The sequence below is a fragment of the Streptomyces sp. YIM 130001 genome (genome assembly GCF_003574445.1).
Lineage (GTDB): Bacteria > Actinomycetota > Actinomycetes > Streptomycetales > Streptomycetaceae > Streptomyces.
Genome location: NZ_KZ984552.1, coordinates 395,956 through 409,339, shown reverse-complemented (window position 1 = coordinate 409,339; position 13,384 = coordinate 395,956). Strand labels below are relative to the sequence as shown.

Here is a 13,384-nt window from a genome sequence, read left to right as displayed (position 1 = left end):
CTCTGCGGGGTGTCAGGTCTTGACGGGGAGGTTGCGTCAGGTTCTCTGCCGGTTTCCCTTGACCGCCTTGTAGGCCAGGTCACCGAGGAACACCAGCACGAGCGCGGCCACGATCTGCAGGGCGTGACGCCCCCAGTCGATGCCTGGTGTTTCGTCGATGCCGAAGCCGGCGGCCAGCGAATTGCCGGCCACGCCTCCGATGATGCCAAGCACCGTGGTCATCCAGAGCGGCAAGTGCTGTTTCCCGGGAAGGATGGCCTTCGCCAGGAGTCCCAGCACAAATCCCACGATGATCGCCCACAACCAGCCCATGGTCGCCTCCTAAGACGGCTCTCCGGTGCGGATACAGCCAGTGTCGGCCCATGTGCCGTGCGGCGCATTTCGGCGGGAGGCGGGTACCCGGATTGCGACGGCCCGGCCGGTTCCGTCCCGGGTCGTCGCAATCCGGGTACCCCCTCTCGTACCGGGCAGGGCTGCGGCGTACCGTGTTGGGGGCGCTCGTCGGAGCCCGGGGGAAGGTTGGTGGAAGGTCATGCGGAAGCGACATGACAGTGGGGTCGTCCGGATCACCGGGGCCCGCACCGGGCTCGCCGAGGACGTGCGCGGCAGACAGCGGCGCTACGTGATCTCGATGTCCGTACGGACGCTCTCGGTGATCCTCGCGGGGGTGCTGTGGAACGTGGAACGCCACGTCGCGATCGTCGCCCTGGCCCTGGGTCTGCTCCTCCCCTACGTCGCCGTGGTGATCGCCAACGCGGGCCGGGAGAACGCCCCTTCACTCCCCTCGACCTTCACCCCCGCCCCCGTACGCCCGATGCTGGGACCGGCTTCCGGGGCTCCGGAAGCGGAATCGCCGGCGGGGCACGGTGTGCCCGGCGCCGACGCCGGACCGCGCACCGGGAGTTGACCTGCGCCGGTCCTGGACCGGCTCCGAAAGCTCAAGAAATGCTCAGATCAATCATGTAGTTCCGGTGCACCGCACCGGGTCCCCCGTGACATACTTCAGACGCGCTCCGCATCCCCCGTCGGAGCGACAGACCGACGCCGGGCAGCTCCCCCCGTGGCTGCTCGGCGTCGCCTTTTCTCCCCTTCGGTTTCGGTCCTGTCCAGACCGGCGCCCGGTCCGTCCACCGAGCCGATTAGGCTTGAGCGTGTGAACTTCCCCGGACTCTCCGACACTTCGTCCCCGTCCCCCTCCACGCCGCAGTGCTCGGCCAAGGGCTGCCGCGCGGACGCGGTGTGGGTGCTCGCGTGGAACAACCCCAAGGTGCACACGCCCGAGCGGCGCAAGACCTGGCTGGCCTGCGAGGAGCACCGGGAGCACCTGTCGAAGTTCCTCGGGATGCGCGGCTTCCTCAAGGACGTCGTACGCCTCACCGACTGGGAGTCGTCAGCCGCCGATCGCTGACATCGGCCGCTCGGGCTGCAGGAAGGACGGGTCGTCCAGACCCGATCCGGCCTTCTTGCCCCACATCGCCAGCTTCCAGATCCGCGCTATGTCCGCATCGGGGGCACCGGAGCGCAGGGCGTCCCGCAGGTCGGTCTCCTCGGTGGCGAACAGGCAGGTGCGGACCTGGCCGTCCGCGGTGAGCCGGGTGCGGTCGCAGGCGGCGCAGAACGGTCGGGTGACCGAGGCGATGACGCCCACCCGGTGCGGTCCGCCGTCGACCACCCAGCGCTCGGCCGGGGCCGAACCGCGGGCCTGTTCGCCCTCCTCGGTGAGGGTGAACCGGGTGCGCAGCGAGGCCAGGATGTCGCCGGCCGTGATCATCCCCTCGCGCTTCCAGCCGTGCTGGGCGTCGAGGGGCATCTGCTCGATGAAGCGCAGCTCGTAGTCGTGTTCCACCGCCCAGGAGAGCAGGTCGGGGGCCTCGTCCGCGTTGAGCCCGGGCATCAGGACGGCGTTGACCTTGACCGGGGTGAGGCCTGCTTCGCGGGCGGCGGCCATGCCGTCCAGGACGTCCCGGTGACGGTCGCGGCGGGTCAGGGTCTTGAAGACGTCGGGACGCAGGGTGTCCAGGGAGACGTTCACCCGGTCGAGGCCTGCGGCCTTGAGGGCCCCCGCGGTGCGTTTGAGCCCGATGCCGTTGGTCGTCAGCGACATCTTGGGGCGGGGCTCGAGCGCCGCGCACCGCTCGACGATGCCGACGAGGCCGGGCCGCAGCAGGGGCTCGCCGCCGGTGAAGCGGACCTCGGTGATGCCGAGCTCGGTCACGGCGAGCCGGATCAGGCGGACGATCTCGTCGTCCGTGAGGAGGTCGGGCTTGGCCAGCCACTGCAGGCCCTCTTCGGGCATGCAGTAGGTGCAGCGCAGATTGCAGCGGTCGGTGAGCGAGACCCGCAGGTCGGTGGCCACTCGGCCATAGGTGTCGATGAGCACGTCGGCCTCCTCCCCTGTCGATAACCGTGCTGTGCGCGGTCGGGTCCAGTTGTCTCAGAGCCTACGTGACAGCACCGACATCGAGGGCGGCCCGATCGCACGACGAGCGGCGCGGCCGCGTCGTAGATCCCTACGACGCGGCCGCGCCGCTGCGTCATGTGCCGGTGTCAGTGCGCTCCGGTACCGGTGAGGGAGCGGACCTCGAGCTCGGCGTACTTCTTCGTGTCGGGCTCCTCCTTGGACAGGAGCGTGCCGAGCCAGCCGAGCAGGAAGCCCAGCGGGATGGAGATCAGGCCCGGGTTCTCCAGCGGGAACCAGTGGAAGTCCACACCGGGGAACATCGACGTCTCCTTGCCGGACACCACCGGCGAGAACAGCACCAGGAGCACCGACGAGGTCAGACCGCCGTAGATCGACCACAGGGCGCCTCGAGTGGTGAAGCGCTTCCAGAAGAGGCTGTAGAGGATCGTCGGCAGGTTCGCCGAAGCGGCGACGGCGAAGGCCAGGGCGACCAGGCCCGCCACGTTCAGGTCACGGGCCATGGCGCCGAGGACGATGGACACGAAACCGATGAGCACGGTGGCCCAGCGGGCGGCCCTGACCTCTTCCTTCTCGCTGGCCTTGCCCCTGCGGATGACGTTGGCGTAGATGTCGTGCGCGAACGACGACGAGGAGGCCAGGGTCAGACCGGCCACCACCGCGAGGATGGTCGCGAAGGCGACCGCCGAGATCACCGCGAGCAGGATCGCACCGCCCGTGGACCCGCTGCCGCCGCCGATCTCGAAGGCGGCGAGCGGAGCCGCCGTGGTACCGCCCGGGTTGGATTCCTTGATGGCCTCCGGAGTGAGCAGCGCCGCGGCACCGAAGCCGAGCACGATCGTCATCAGGTAGAAGGCACCGATGATGCCGATCGCCCAGTTGACCGACTTCCGGGCCGCCTTGGCCGTCGGCACGGTGTAGAAGCGGATCAGGATGTGCGGCAGGCCGGCGGTGCCGAGCACCAGGGCGATGCCCAGGGAGATGAAGTCCAGCTTCGAGGTGTCCGTGACGCCGTACTTCAGACCCGGCTCGAGGAACGACGCGCCCGCGCCGCTCTTCTCGGCTGCCGCGCCCAGGAGTTCGGACAGGTTGAAGTTGAACTTCAGCAGGATCAGGAAGGTGATGAGGATGGTGCCGGTGATCAGGAGCACCGCCTTGACCATCTGCACCCAGGTGGTGCCCTTCATGCCGCCGATGGTGACGTACACGATCATCAGGACGCCGACCAGCGCGACGACCGCGATCTTGCCGCCCTCACCGGTGATGCCGAGCAGCAGGGCCACCAGGGCTCCCGCACCTGCCATCTGCGCGAGCAGATAGAAGATCGAGACCACGATGGTGGACGTCCCGGCGGCGGTACGCACCGGGCGCTGGCGCATCCGGTAGGCGAGCACGTCGCCCATCGTGAAACGGCCGGAGTTGCGCAGGGGTTCGGCGACCAGGAGCAGGGCGACGAGCCAGGCGACCAGGAAGCCGATGGAGTACAGGAAGCCGTCGTAGCCGCTGAGCGCGATGATGCCCGCGATACCCAGGAACGAGGCGGCCGACATGTAGTCGCCGGAGATGGCGAGGCCGTTCTGGAAGCCGGAGAACTGCCGGCCGCCGGCGTAGAAGTCGGCCGCGTCCTTGGTCTGCCGGCCCGCCCACACGGTGATGAAGAGCGTGGCGATGACGAAGGCCGCGAACAGCGAGATGATCAGCGTGCGGTGCTCGCTGACGTCCGAGGTCGCCGCGAGGACGGTCTCGGGGGCCGCGAGCAGGACGGGGTGGCTCATGCGCCTGCCTCCAGACGGGACTTGATCTCTGCCGCCCTGGGGTCGAGCTTGCGCGCGGCGTGCCGCGAGTAGAGCCAGGCGATGAGGAATGTGGTGGCGAACTGTGCGAGGCCCAGCACGAGGGCGACGTTGATGTTGCCGAAGAGCTTGGTGCCCATGAAATCGCCGGCGTAGTTCGACAGCAGGACGTACAGCAGGTACCAGAGGACGAACGCCACCGTCAGCGGGAACGCGAAGGACCGGTGTGCGCGGCGCAGTTCGCCGAACTCCGCGCTCTCCTGCTCCTCGAGGAACGCTTCCGCCGAGGGCATGACGGGACTCTGCTCGGATCCGTCCTGCGACGGTGGTGGTGCATCGGGGGTCACGTCAGTCTCCTCGCGACACGGGGATAGGTATGCGGACTTGAGCGGGGGCCTTGCTGTGACGCTGATCACTCGGCCGGATGGCGATGCTAGGCCCACCTCGCGTGATCCAACAGGGGTTACGGCCTGCGTCTCCCTCCGAACCACGGCACGGAGCGCATCCCGATCCGGTTCAACGAAACGGGATTTGACGGGAAGTCGTTGCCGGTCCGGGAAGTACGGCGCTAGTTTCAGCCTGCACTCGCACCATTCACCGCCCGAGCACGACCTGTGTTCGGGCGTTTTGCTTTTGGGATGAAGTGGAGACCCCATGACTCATCTGCGCTCCAGACGGCGGCGCCTGCTCGCACCGCTGGGCCTGGCGCTCGCCGTCTCGGCGGCGACGCTCGGCGCGGTGCCGGGCGCGGCGACCGCTGCCCCGCAGAAGGCTGCCGCCGAAGGCGACACGCTTTCGTACGTGGTGAACACCCGGACCGGCCACCACACGGTCGAGGCGGTGAAGAAGGCGATCGAGACGTCGGAGGGCAGCAGTGTCGTCGCGGCCTACGAGCGAATAGGCGTCATCGTGGCGCACTCGACGGACCCCCGGTTCGCCGAGCGGATACGCGGCGTGCGGGGCGTGCAGACCGCGGGTGCGAGCCGGACCGCGCCGTTCGAGGCGGCGGGCACCACCGAGGTGGGTGCTCCGGAGTACGTCGAGGCGCCGAAGGCGAGCGCCAGGTCCGCCAAGGGTGACGCGGAGCCGCTCGAGGCGGATCAGTGGGACCTGCGGGCGATCGGCGCCGACAAGGCGGCGAAGATCAACCCGGGCAGCTCGAAGGTCACGGTCGGTGTGATCGACACCGGTGTGGACGACACCCACCCCGACCTCGCGCCCAACTTCTCCGCCTCGCAGTCCGCCAGTTGTGTGGGCGGCAAGGCGGACACCTCGCCCGGCGCCTGGCGGCCGCACAACGCGGAGCACTACCACGGCACGCATGTCGCCGGCGAGATAGCCGCCGCCCGTAACGGCGTGGGCGTGGCGGGCGTGGCTCCGGGCGTGCAGGTCGCGAGCATCAAGGTGGCTGACCCGCAGACCGAGCTGTTCACCCCCGAGTCCGTCGTCTGCGCCTTCGTGTTCGCCGGTGACAAGGGCATCGACGTCACCAACAACAGCTATTACGTGGACCCGTGGATGTACAACTGCCTCGACGATCCCGACCAGAAGGCGATCGTCGACGCCGTGAACCGTGCGCAGCGCTACGCCCACCGCAAGGGCACGCTGCATGTGGCGTCGGCCGGCAACTCGAACCACGACCTCGCTTCGGACGAGATCCTGGACGACTCGAGCCCGAACGACTCCACTCCGGTCGAGCGCACCATCGACCCGAGTGAATGCCTCGACATCCCGACCCAGTTGCCTGGTGTGGTGACGGTCTCTGCGACGGGCCCGACGGAAGCCAAGTCGTACTACTCGACGTACGGCAAGGGGATCGTGGACGTCGCGGGCCCGGGTGGTGACGGCAATGTTCCTGCCGACACCCCGTCGAAGAACGGCCGGATCCTGTCCACCATGCCGGACGGCGAGTACGGCTACCTGCAGGGCACCTCGATGGCGGCTCCGCATGTAGCCGCGGTGGCGGCGCTGATCAAGAGCACCCATCCGAAGGCAGGTCCGACCGCGCTGCAGGCGCTGCTCAAGCTGCAGGCGGACAACCCGGGCTGCCCGTCCGAGCCCTACGACCCGGACGGTGACGGCACGGTGGACGCTGTCTGCGAGGGCGCCGAGCGCGTGAACGGCTTCTACGGCTTCGGCATCGTGGACGCCTTGGACGCGGTCCGCAGGTGACCCTTCCGTACATCTGCTGAGTGCGCGTGGGCCGCCCCTGTCGTCGGGGGCGGCCCGTGCGCCGTGCGGTACGCGCGCGTGGACACCCGTCCGGCTGCCGTGTTCCGCTCCGGCGAGAGTGGGAAATGTCGCGTCTTGGTCCTGGTAGCCCACCGAGGCTTGCTGGACCAGACCATTCCGGTCAAGATCGGTCAATGAGCGTTTCCCGGCCTCCCGTTGTGTCCACCGACCCTCCTCCGAACGAGGTCGCGTTGACGGAGACACTGCGCAGGACCGCGGTGTGGCGCACGGCGATGGTCCTGGTGCTGATCCTGGTGGCCGCGGTCCTGCCGATGTTCGGTCCTTCGCTCGCACTCGAAGGCACCGGGGAGGCGGCCGCGCCGGGGCTCGGTGTGATCACCCTGCTGCGGACGACGATGTTCGCCGCGCTGTGCGTGCTCGTCGGTGAGCAGGCCGCGGCGGCGATGGCCCGCCGGATCCGTGGTGCGCCGGACATCTCGCCGCGCAGCTGGGCGATGCCTGCCGCGTGCGCGGGCGCGGCGGCCGCACTGGGTCTCGCACTGATCGTGGCCAACGGCAATCTGCTGCCGAAGAGCCTGGACGACATCACCCTGGGGAGCCTCCACCAGACGACCGACGGACGTCTCGCCCTGATCGAGATCAACGCGTTCATCGCCGCCGCCCTGTGTGCCACCTCGCGGCGTCCGGCCTGGGCCAGGCTGCCGCTGGCGGCGGTGGTGGCCGCCGAGGCGCTGCGCGCCCACCCGGACGTCGGCCCCGAGCACATGCCCCTGGTCGGCAGTGCTCTGACGCTGGTGCACCTGACGTGCGCCGCGGTCTGGGCCGGTGGGCTGCTGCAGATCCTGCGCACGATGCGGGTCTGGCGACCGTGGCCGATCGCTGCGGTCAACCTGCTCACCAGGTACGCGCGCGTGGCGGCCGTCATGTTCGCCGGCATCACCGTGTCGGGGATCTGCTCGACGCTGCGCAAGGTGCCTCTCGACTCGGTGTTCGCCACGTCCTACGGGCGGGTGCTCGCGGCCAAGCTGCTGCTCGTCGCCGTGGTCGCGGTGCTCGCGCTCGGCGCGCGTATCCGCATGCGGCGGAGCATGGATCCGTGGCAGGCGGTGATGCCGGCGCGCATCGAGGTGGTGCTGCTCGGGGTGGCCGTCGCGGTGTCCGCGCTGCTCACCGCCGTTCCGGCTCCGGTGTGGTGGGACCGTCCCCTCTGGGGCTGACCGCCCGCAGCACACCGTGGGCCAGCAGGGCCTGCGCGGCGGTGTAAGTGAGCATCACCCAGAAGTCCGGGCGCGGGAGTTGCGGCCAGTCGGCGAGCCCGGTGGCGATCAGGGTGTCCGAGAGCAGGAACAGCGCGCCGCCGATGCCCGCGGCCCACCCGATCCGGGACGCTCGGCACGCCATCGCCGTCAGCAGCAGGCTGTATCCGGCGACCGGGATGCGCAGTTCCGTGGGCAGTCCGCCCCACAGTGCCGCAACCGTCGCCACGAGGGCCACCGCGTAGGCCGCCGCCAACCAGGCTCCACGCGCGCGCGTGGAGCCGTACCGGGCGAACAGCAGCAGGTAACAGACGTGGCCCGCGGCGAAGGAGCCCATCCCGGCGAGGAAAGCCGCGTCCGCGTCGACCAGCAGAAGTACGTCGCCGCCCCAGCCGAACAGCAGCGCCACGACGAGGAGTCGAGGACCGCCCCGGGCGGCGACGTGGGCGGCGAGCAGGAGGAGCAGAAGCGGCTTGCAGACCAGGTGGCCCGGCTCCCAGCCCGCGAGGAGCGAGCCGAGGTCACCCACGACCGCCGTCGCGAACGCCACGAGGAGGACCTGCGCCGCGCGCTCCGCAGCGGGCGGACGGGTGGCCCGCTCTCCCGCTCCCGGCGCGTGCACCGGGCTCATGCCGCGCCCTCGGGGACGCCGTCCTTGCGCGTCGCGCCGGCCGGACCGGCCGCTGCGGGACTCGCGGGCTGTCCGGGCACGACGGGAGCGACGGACGCGGCGGGACCGGCCGGCGCGGTGAGCGCTGCGGGAGACCAGCCGGGCCCGCGGAACAGCCGTCCGGCGCGCTCGCGCCAACTCCGGGCCGCCCTGAGGTCCCGGGCGATGGACGCGTACTCGTGGGTGGCGACACGCAGCGGGTTGTACGTGTCGATGTTCTTCGTGAGGCCGAACACGCACGGCTCGGTCTCGGGGACGAACGAACGGAAGAGCCGGTCCCAGACGATCAGGATGCCGCCGAAGTTCCGGTCCAGATAGCCGCCCTGGGACGCATGGTGGACGCGGTGGTGGGACGGGGTGTTGAAGAGGAACTCGACGGGTCGCGGCAGCTTGCCGATGCGCTCGGTGTGGATCCAGAACTGGTAAACGAGGTTCATCGAGGAGCAGAAGGCGAGCGCCGCCGGGTGCACACCGCAGGCGATGAGCGGCAGGTAGAACGGCCAGACGCTGAGCGAGGTCCAGGGCTGGCGCAGCGCCGTGGAGAGGTTGAACTTGCGGCTGGAGTGGTGCACCACGTGGCAGGCCCACAGGATCCGGATCACATGGTGGCCGCGGTGCGACCAGTAGTAGAAGAAGTCCTGGGCCAGGAGCATCAGTGGGATCGTCCACCACAGCACGGGCACCCTGAGCGGGGTCAGTTCGTAGACCGCCGTGTAGATCGCCACGATGGGGAGTTTCCACAGCACGTCGAAGGCGAGGCTGCCGAGCCCCATGCCGATGCTGGTGGCGGCGTCCTTCGTCTCGTACCCGGCGGAGTCCTCGTCCGGATGCAGCCGGTAGCTGACGATCTCGATGACCGTGAGCAGGACGAACGCGGGAATGGACCACAGCACGACATCGGGCAGATTCGGCGACATGCGAGCACGGTAAGCGCCCGACAGGCATACGAGAAGGGGTAGTTACCGCCAGGTATCACCTGCGGTGGTGCGCCAGGTTCTGTCGGACTCCGCCAATGGACATCGGCCGGGAGCGGGCGAAAGCCCCACACTCCGTACCCGTGTCACACTCCGGCCGCCCCGAGCAGCGCACCCGCCGCATAGGTCACCGCCATGGCCAACGCCCCACCGCCCACGTTCCGCAGCACGGAGGGCCGCACGGGTGCGACGCCGAGGCGTGCGCTGCCCCAGCCGGTGAGGACGAGGGCGGCGAGCACCGAGACGACCGTGAGCGGCAGGCGCAGGGAGGCCGGTGGCAGCACCATCGCGAGCAACGGCAGCAGGGCGCCCACGGTGAAGGCCAGAAAGGAGGCTCCCGCGGCATGCCAGGGGTTGGTCAGCGCGTCGGGGTCGATACCGAGCTCCACGCGCGCGTGGGCACGCAGCGCGTCCCGTTCGGTGAGCTGCTCCGCCGCCTCGCGTGCGACGTCGGGGCTGAGGCCACGCGCCTCCAGCATCCCGGCGAGTTCGTCGAGTTCGGCCCCCGGCTGCTCGCGCAGTTCACGCTTCTCCTGTGCCAGGGCGGCCCGCTCGGACGCCCGCTGGGTGGCCACCGAGACGTACTCGCCCGCAGCCATCGACATCGAACCGGCGAGCAGTCCGGCGAGGCCCGCGGTGAGCAGGGTGGCCCGGTCCTGCGTGGCACCCGCGACACCGACCACCAGGCCCGCGGTGGAGACGATGCCGTCGTTGGCCCCGAGCACGCCTGCCCGCAGCCAGTTCAGACGGGTACTCATGGCCCCGCCGTGGTCCTCGGCGTGCCCGGACGGATCGCTCACCCGGGGAGGGTCTCACGCACGGCGGGGGCAGCCGCCGGATCCGGTGCGGGTGTCATCGCGTCCCGCGCACCGAAACCTCACGGGACCGCGAGCCCTGCCCGGCCGAACTCGTAGCTCGGGGAGGGCAGTTCGGCCTCGCCCTCCCCCGCGCGGGCGGCCGGCGCTTCGTGGTCCCCCGTCTCACGAGGCCGGCACGGCCGGGTGGGGTCGGTGGTGTCAGAGGCGGGCCGTATCCTCAGTGACCATGCTCGAAGACCACCCGACCGCAGCCCCTTGGCCGGCCGCCTACCCGACCGGATACGCGGTCGTCGACGTGGAGACCACCGGCCTGGCCCGGCACGACCGCATCGTGTCGGCAGCCGTGTATCAACTGGACGCCCACGGCGAGGTCGAGGACCACTGGTACACCTTGGTCAATCCGGAGCGGGACCCGGGGCCGGTCTGGATACACGGCCTGACGAGCGCGGAGCTGGCCGGCGCACCACTCTTCGGCGAGATCACCGAGGAGTTCTCGGCCCGCCTCGCGGACCGTGTACTCGTCGCACACAACGCGGTCTTCGACTGGTCCATGATCGCCCGGGAGTACGCGCGCGCGGAGCGCACCGCCCCGGTGAGCCAGCGCCTGTGCACCATCGCCCTGTCCAAGGAGCTCGGACTCCCGCTGCCCAACCACAAGCTGGAGTCCCTGGCCGCGCACTTCGGCGTCGTGCAGCAGCGCGCGCACCACGCCCTCGACGACGCCCGGGTGCTCGCCGAGGCCTTCCGGCCGAGCCTGCACGCCGCGGCGGGCGGCGGCGTGCGGCTGCCGCTCCTGGAGTGCCTCCCGCTCACCGAGTGGAGCGCGAGCCCGCCCCCGGCCCGCATCGGACGCCAGTCCTCGTACGGCAGTTGGCGTCCTTCCCGGAAGCGGCCGGCCTGCCCGTACCCCAACCCCGGACGCTACGAGACGGACAAACCACTCAAGCAGGGCATGCGGGTGGCCTTCTCGGGCGACACCTCGGTGGAGCGCGAGCTCCTCGAGGACCGGGCGATCGAGGCAGGACTGCACGTCGCCACCAGCGTCTCCCGCCTCACCAGCCTCCTGGTGACCAACGACCCGGACGCCGGCACCTCGAAGACCGTCAAGGCCAAGTCGTACGGCACCCCGATCATGGACGAAGCGGCCTTCGGCCAACTGTTGCGCGACGTGTCTCCCGCCGAGAAGCTGCCGGCCCGGCCGTCAGACGGGTGATTGTCCGACCGCACCCCGCATGCCGACCGCACCGGGCACTGCGGGCGGCCGACCCTGTGGCGCATGGCACGTTGTGAAGTCTGCGGAAACGACTACGGCATGTCCTTCGAGGTGCACGCGCAGGGCGCGATGCACGTCTTCGACTGCTTCGCCTGCGCCATCCACCGGATGGCACCGATCTGCGAGCACTGCCGGGTCCAGGTCATCGGGCAGGGCGTCGAGGTGGAGGGGCGCTGGTTCTGCGGCGCCCACTGCGCCCGCGCGGAGGGGAAGGTGGGCATCGTCGACAAAGTCTGAATCCCCCGCGGCCGGCCCCGGCGGGCCGGACCCGGCACCCCTCCCGGCAGGCACCCCATGGCCGAGTTGTACGGTCATGGGGTGTACCGCTTCCTGTTGTCCCGGCAGTGGGTGATCGTCACCCTCGTCGCCCTCGTCCTCATCCCCGTGATGATCGAGCTGGGTTTCTGGCAGCTGCACCGCCACCAGAGCCGCGTCGCGCAGAACGGCCTGATCGCGAAGAGCCTCGACGCGAAGCCGCAACCCGTGGAACGCCTCACCGCCCCCGGCCACACCGTCCCGCGCGCCGACTACTGGCGTCCGGTGACCGCCAGGGGCACCTTCGACACCGAGCACGAGGTCGTCGTACGCCGCAGGACCAACGCGGACGACCGGGTCGGCGCCCAGGTCCTGACCCCCTTCGTCCTGGACAGCGGCCGGGTGCTGCTCGTCAACCGCGGCTGGGTGGAGTCCGCGGCGGACCAGCAGGCCTACCCCAAGGTTCCGCCGCCCCCGAAGGGCGAGGTCACCCTGACCGGCCGTCTCAAGGCCGACGAGACGACCGACGCCAGCGGCATCAAGGACCTGGCCGGCCTGCCGCCTCGTCAGACCATGCTGATCAACAGCGAGCAGCAGGCCAAGGAACTCGACCGCACGGTCCTCGGCGGTTACGTCGAGCTGATCACACCGAAGCCGAACGACGGCTCACCCGAGCTCGTCCCCGAGCCGGACCACGACTCCATCGGCAATCACATGGCGTACGCGGTGCAGTGGTGGCTGTTCACCGCGGGCGTCCCGGCCGGCTGGATCATCCTGGTACGCCGCGAAGTACGCGACCGCAGTGAACGGCCGGCCGAGGAAGAACCCGAACCGGCGACCGCTCCGGCCTGAGCAGCAGCCCGCGGCCGGCGTCTCACAGGACAACCGCCCTCGCGACCCGCGGGGCGCACACGGCAGGATGGTGCCCATGGATCTTGGACTGAAAGACCGCGTCTACGTCATCACGGGTGCCACCCGGGGCCTGGGCAACGCGACCGCCCATGAACTGGTCGCCGACGGAGCGAAGGTCGTCATCAGCGGACGCGACGAACAGCGCGTCGCCGCGGCCGCGGCCGACCTCGGTGACGGAGCCGTCGGTGTCGTCGCCGACAACGCCGACCCGGCGGCGGCCGAGTCGCTGATCGCCACCGCCAAGAGCCGCTTCGGCCGGTTCGACGGTGTCCTGATCAGCGTCGGCGGTCCGGCCCCCGGTTCGGCCGCGGACAACACCGACGAGCAGTGGCGGTCTGCCGTCGACTCGGTGTTCCTCGGCGCGATCCGGGTCGCCCGTGCGGCTGCCGCCGAACTCGGCGAGGGCGGCGTGATCGGTTTCGTGCTCTCCGGCTCGGTGTACGAACCGATCGCGGGACTGACCATCTCCAACGCCCTGCGCCCGGGCCTCGCCGGCTTCGCCAAGTCACTCGCGGACGAACTCGGTCCCCGCGGCATCCGCGTGGTCGGCGTGCTGCCGGGCAGGGTCGACACCGACCGGGTGCGCGAGCTGGACGGTCTCGCGCCCGACCCGGCCGCCAACCGCGCGGCCATCGAGTCGCGGATCCCGCTGCGCCGCTACGGGACGCCCGAGGAGTTCGGACGCACCGCCGCGTTCCTGCTGTCACCCGGCGCCTCGTATCTGACCGGGATCATGGTGCCGGTGGACGGCGGCGCACGGCACGGGTTCTGAAGCCGGGAGGTGGCCGCCCCTGAGTGGCGGCCACCCCCCGAAGTTCCGG

General features: G+C 70.3%; 15 protein-coding genes. 8 read left to right on the top strand and 7 right to left on the bottom strand.

The features are described 5' to 3' along the window. Nucleotides 1-36 precede the first annotated feature (36 nt). Nucleotides 37-312 carry a GlsB/YeaQ/YmgE family stress response membrane protein gene (locus DSC45_RS11805; RefSeq protein WP_119289851.1) on the bottom strand — a complete coding sequence of 92 codons (276 nt, stop codon included), beginning with the start codon at nucleotides 310-312 and terminating at the stop codon, nucleotides 37-39. Between the two features lie 220 nt (nucleotides 313-532). On the opposite strand from DSC45_RS11805, the gene DSC45_RS11800 reads away from it, so the two are divergent. Beyond that, nucleotides 533-907, top strand: coding sequence for a DUF3099 domain-containing protein (locus DSC45_RS11800; RefSeq protein WP_119289849.1), 375 nt, complete (start codon nucleotides 533-535; stop codon nucleotides 905-907). Nucleotides 908-1,153: 246 nt separating this feature from the next. Further along, nucleotides 1,154-1,408, top strand: a complete 255-nt coding sequence (locus DSC45_RS11795; RefSeq protein WP_119289848.1) for a hypothetical protein — start codon at nucleotides 1,154-1,156, stop codon at nucleotides 1,406-1,408. On the opposite strand, the gene moaA is transcribed toward DSC45_RS11795, so the two are convergent. The 3 genes from moaA to DSC45_RS11780 all read right to left on the bottom strand — a co-directional run bounded on the left by moaA (nucleotide 1,391) and on the right by DSC45_RS11780 (nucleotide 4,559). Then, nucleotides 1,391-2,380 (bottom strand): GTP 3',8-cyclase MoaA, encoded by a 990-nt coding sequence (gene moaA, locus DSC45_RS11790; protein WP_119289846.1) that lies wholly within the window; start codon nucleotides 2,378-2,380, stop codon nucleotides 1,391-1,393. The genes DSC45_RS11795 and moaA overlap by 18 nt on opposite strands. 167 nt (nucleotides 2,381-2,547) lie before the next feature. Beyond that, nucleotides 2,548-4,194, bottom strand: a complete 1,647-nt coding sequence (locus tag DSC45_RS11785) for a solute symporter family protein (RefSeq protein ID WP_119289844.1) — start codon at nucleotides 4,192-4,194, stop codon at nucleotides 2,548-2,550. Next, on the bottom strand, nucleotides 4,191-4,559 hold the full coding sequence (locus DSC45_RS11780; protein ID WP_119289842.1) for a DUF485 domain-containing protein: 369 nt from the start codon (nucleotides 4,557-4,559) through the stop codon (nucleotides 4,191-4,193). Before DSC45_RS11780 ends, DSC45_RS11785 begins: the two co-directional genes overlap by 4 nt. Before the next feature lie 307 nt (nucleotides 4,560-4,866). Between DSC45_RS11780 and DSC45_RS11775 the strand changes: the two genes are divergently transcribed. Further along, nucleotides 4,867-6,384 (top strand): S8 family peptidase, encoded by a 1,518-nt coding sequence (locus DSC45_RS11775; RefSeq protein ID WP_119289840.1) that lies wholly within the window; start codon nucleotides 4,867-4,869, stop codon nucleotides 6,382-6,384. A gap of 251 nt (nucleotides 6,385-6,635) precedes the next feature. Then, nucleotides 6,636-7,622, top strand: a complete 987-nt coding sequence (locus tag DSC45_RS11770) for a CopD family protein (protein ID WP_346426654.1) — start codon at nucleotides 6,636-6,638, stop codon at nucleotides 7,620-7,622. On the opposite strand, the gene DSC45_RS11765 is transcribed toward DSC45_RS11770, so the two are convergent. The 3 genes from DSC45_RS11765 to DSC45_RS11755 form a co-directional block, all read right to left on the bottom strand. After that, a complete protein-coding gene (locus DSC45_RS11765) occupies nucleotides 7,573-8,292 on the bottom strand; it encodes a lysoplasmalogenase (RefSeq protein WP_119289836.1) in 720 nt (239 codons plus the stop codon). The genes DSC45_RS11770 and DSC45_RS11765 overlap by 50 nt on opposite strands. Beyond that, entirely contained in the window at nucleotides 8,289-9,248 is a 960-nt protein-coding gene (locus tag DSC45_RS11760; protein WP_119289834.1) for a sterol desaturase family protein, read from the bottom strand. The genes DSC45_RS11765 and DSC45_RS11760 overlap by 4 nt, the downstream gene beginning before the upstream one ends. A 143-nt stretch (nucleotides 9,249-9,391) precedes the next feature. Further along, a complete protein-coding gene (locus tag DSC45_RS11755; RefSeq protein WP_119289833.1) occupies nucleotides 9,392-10,063 on the bottom strand; it encodes a VIT1/CCC1 transporter family protein in 672 nt (223 codons plus the stop codon). Between the two features lie 286 nt (nucleotides 10,064-10,349). Between DSC45_RS11755 and DSC45_RS11750 the strand changes: the two genes are divergently transcribed. From DSC45_RS11750 to DSC45_RS11735, 4 genes are all read left to right on the top strand, one after another. After that, a complete protein-coding gene (locus DSC45_RS11750) occupies nucleotides 10,350-11,336 on the top strand; it encodes a DEDDh family exonuclease (RefSeq protein WP_119289831.1) in 987 nt (328 codons plus the stop codon). 63 nt (nucleotides 11,337-11,399) lie between these two features. Beyond that, on the top strand, nucleotides 11,400-11,633 hold the full coding sequence (locus DSC45_RS11745) for a hypothetical protein (RefSeq protein WP_119289984.1): 234 nt from the start codon (nucleotides 11,400-11,402) through the stop codon (nucleotides 11,631-11,633). 81 nt (nucleotides 11,634-11,714) lie between these two features. Beyond that, nucleotides 11,715-12,503: an SURF1 family cytochrome oxidase biogenesis protein gene (locus tag DSC45_RS11740; RefSeq protein WP_119289982.1), complete on the top strand. Its 789-nt coding sequence runs from the start codon at nucleotides 11,715-11,717 to the stop codon at nucleotides 12,501-12,503. A gap of 76 nt (nucleotides 12,504-12,579) precedes the next feature. Continuing rightward, nucleotides 12,580-13,335 carry an SDR family oxidoreductase gene (locus DSC45_RS11735; protein WP_119289829.1) on the top strand — a complete coding sequence of 252 codons (756 nt, stop codon included), beginning with the start codon at nucleotides 12,580-12,582 and terminating at the stop codon, nucleotides 13,333-13,335. The last annotated feature ends 49 nt before the right edge of the window (nucleotides 13,336-13,384 follow it).

Coding starts and splice junctions, on each gene's coding strand:
- DSC45_RS11800 (WP_119289849.1), top strand. CDS start 533: ATGCGGAAGCGACATGACAGTGGGGTCGTCCGGATCACCGGGGCCCGC.
- DSC45_RS11765 (WP_119289836.1), bottom strand. CDS start 8,292: ATGAGCCCGGTGCACGCGCCGGGAGCGGGAGAGCGGGCCACCCGTCCG.
- DSC45_RS11760 (WP_119289834.1), bottom strand. CDS start 9,248: ATGTCGCCGAATCTGCCCGATGTCGTGCTGTGGTCCATTCCCGCGTTC.
- DSC45_RS11735 (WP_119289829.1), top strand. CDS start 12,580: ATGGATCTTGGACTGAAAGACCGCGTCTACGTCATCACGGGTGCCACC.
- DSC45_RS11750 (WP_119289831.1), top strand. CDS start 10,350: ATGCTCGAAGACCACCCGACCGCAGCCCCTTGGCCGGCCGCCTACCCG.
- DSC45_RS11745 (WP_119289984.1), top strand. CDS start 11,400: ATGGCACGTTGTGAAGTCTGCGGAAACGACTACGGCATGTCCTTCGAG.
- DSC45_RS11755 (WP_119289833.1), bottom strand. CDS start 10,063: ATGAGTACCCGTCTGAACTGGCTGCGGGCAGGCGTGCTCGGGGCCAAC.
- DSC45_RS11775 (WP_119289840.1), top strand. CDS start 4,867: ATGACTCATCTGCGCTCCAGACGGCGGCGCCTGCTCGCACCGCTGGGC.
- DSC45_RS11785 (WP_119289844.1), bottom strand. CDS start 4,194: ATGAGCCACCCCGTCCTGCTCGCGGCCCCCGAGACCGTCCTCGCGGCG.
- DSC45_RS11805 (WP_119289851.1), bottom strand. CDS start 312: ATGGGCTGGTTGTGGGCGATCATCGTGGGATTTGTGCTGGGACTCCTG.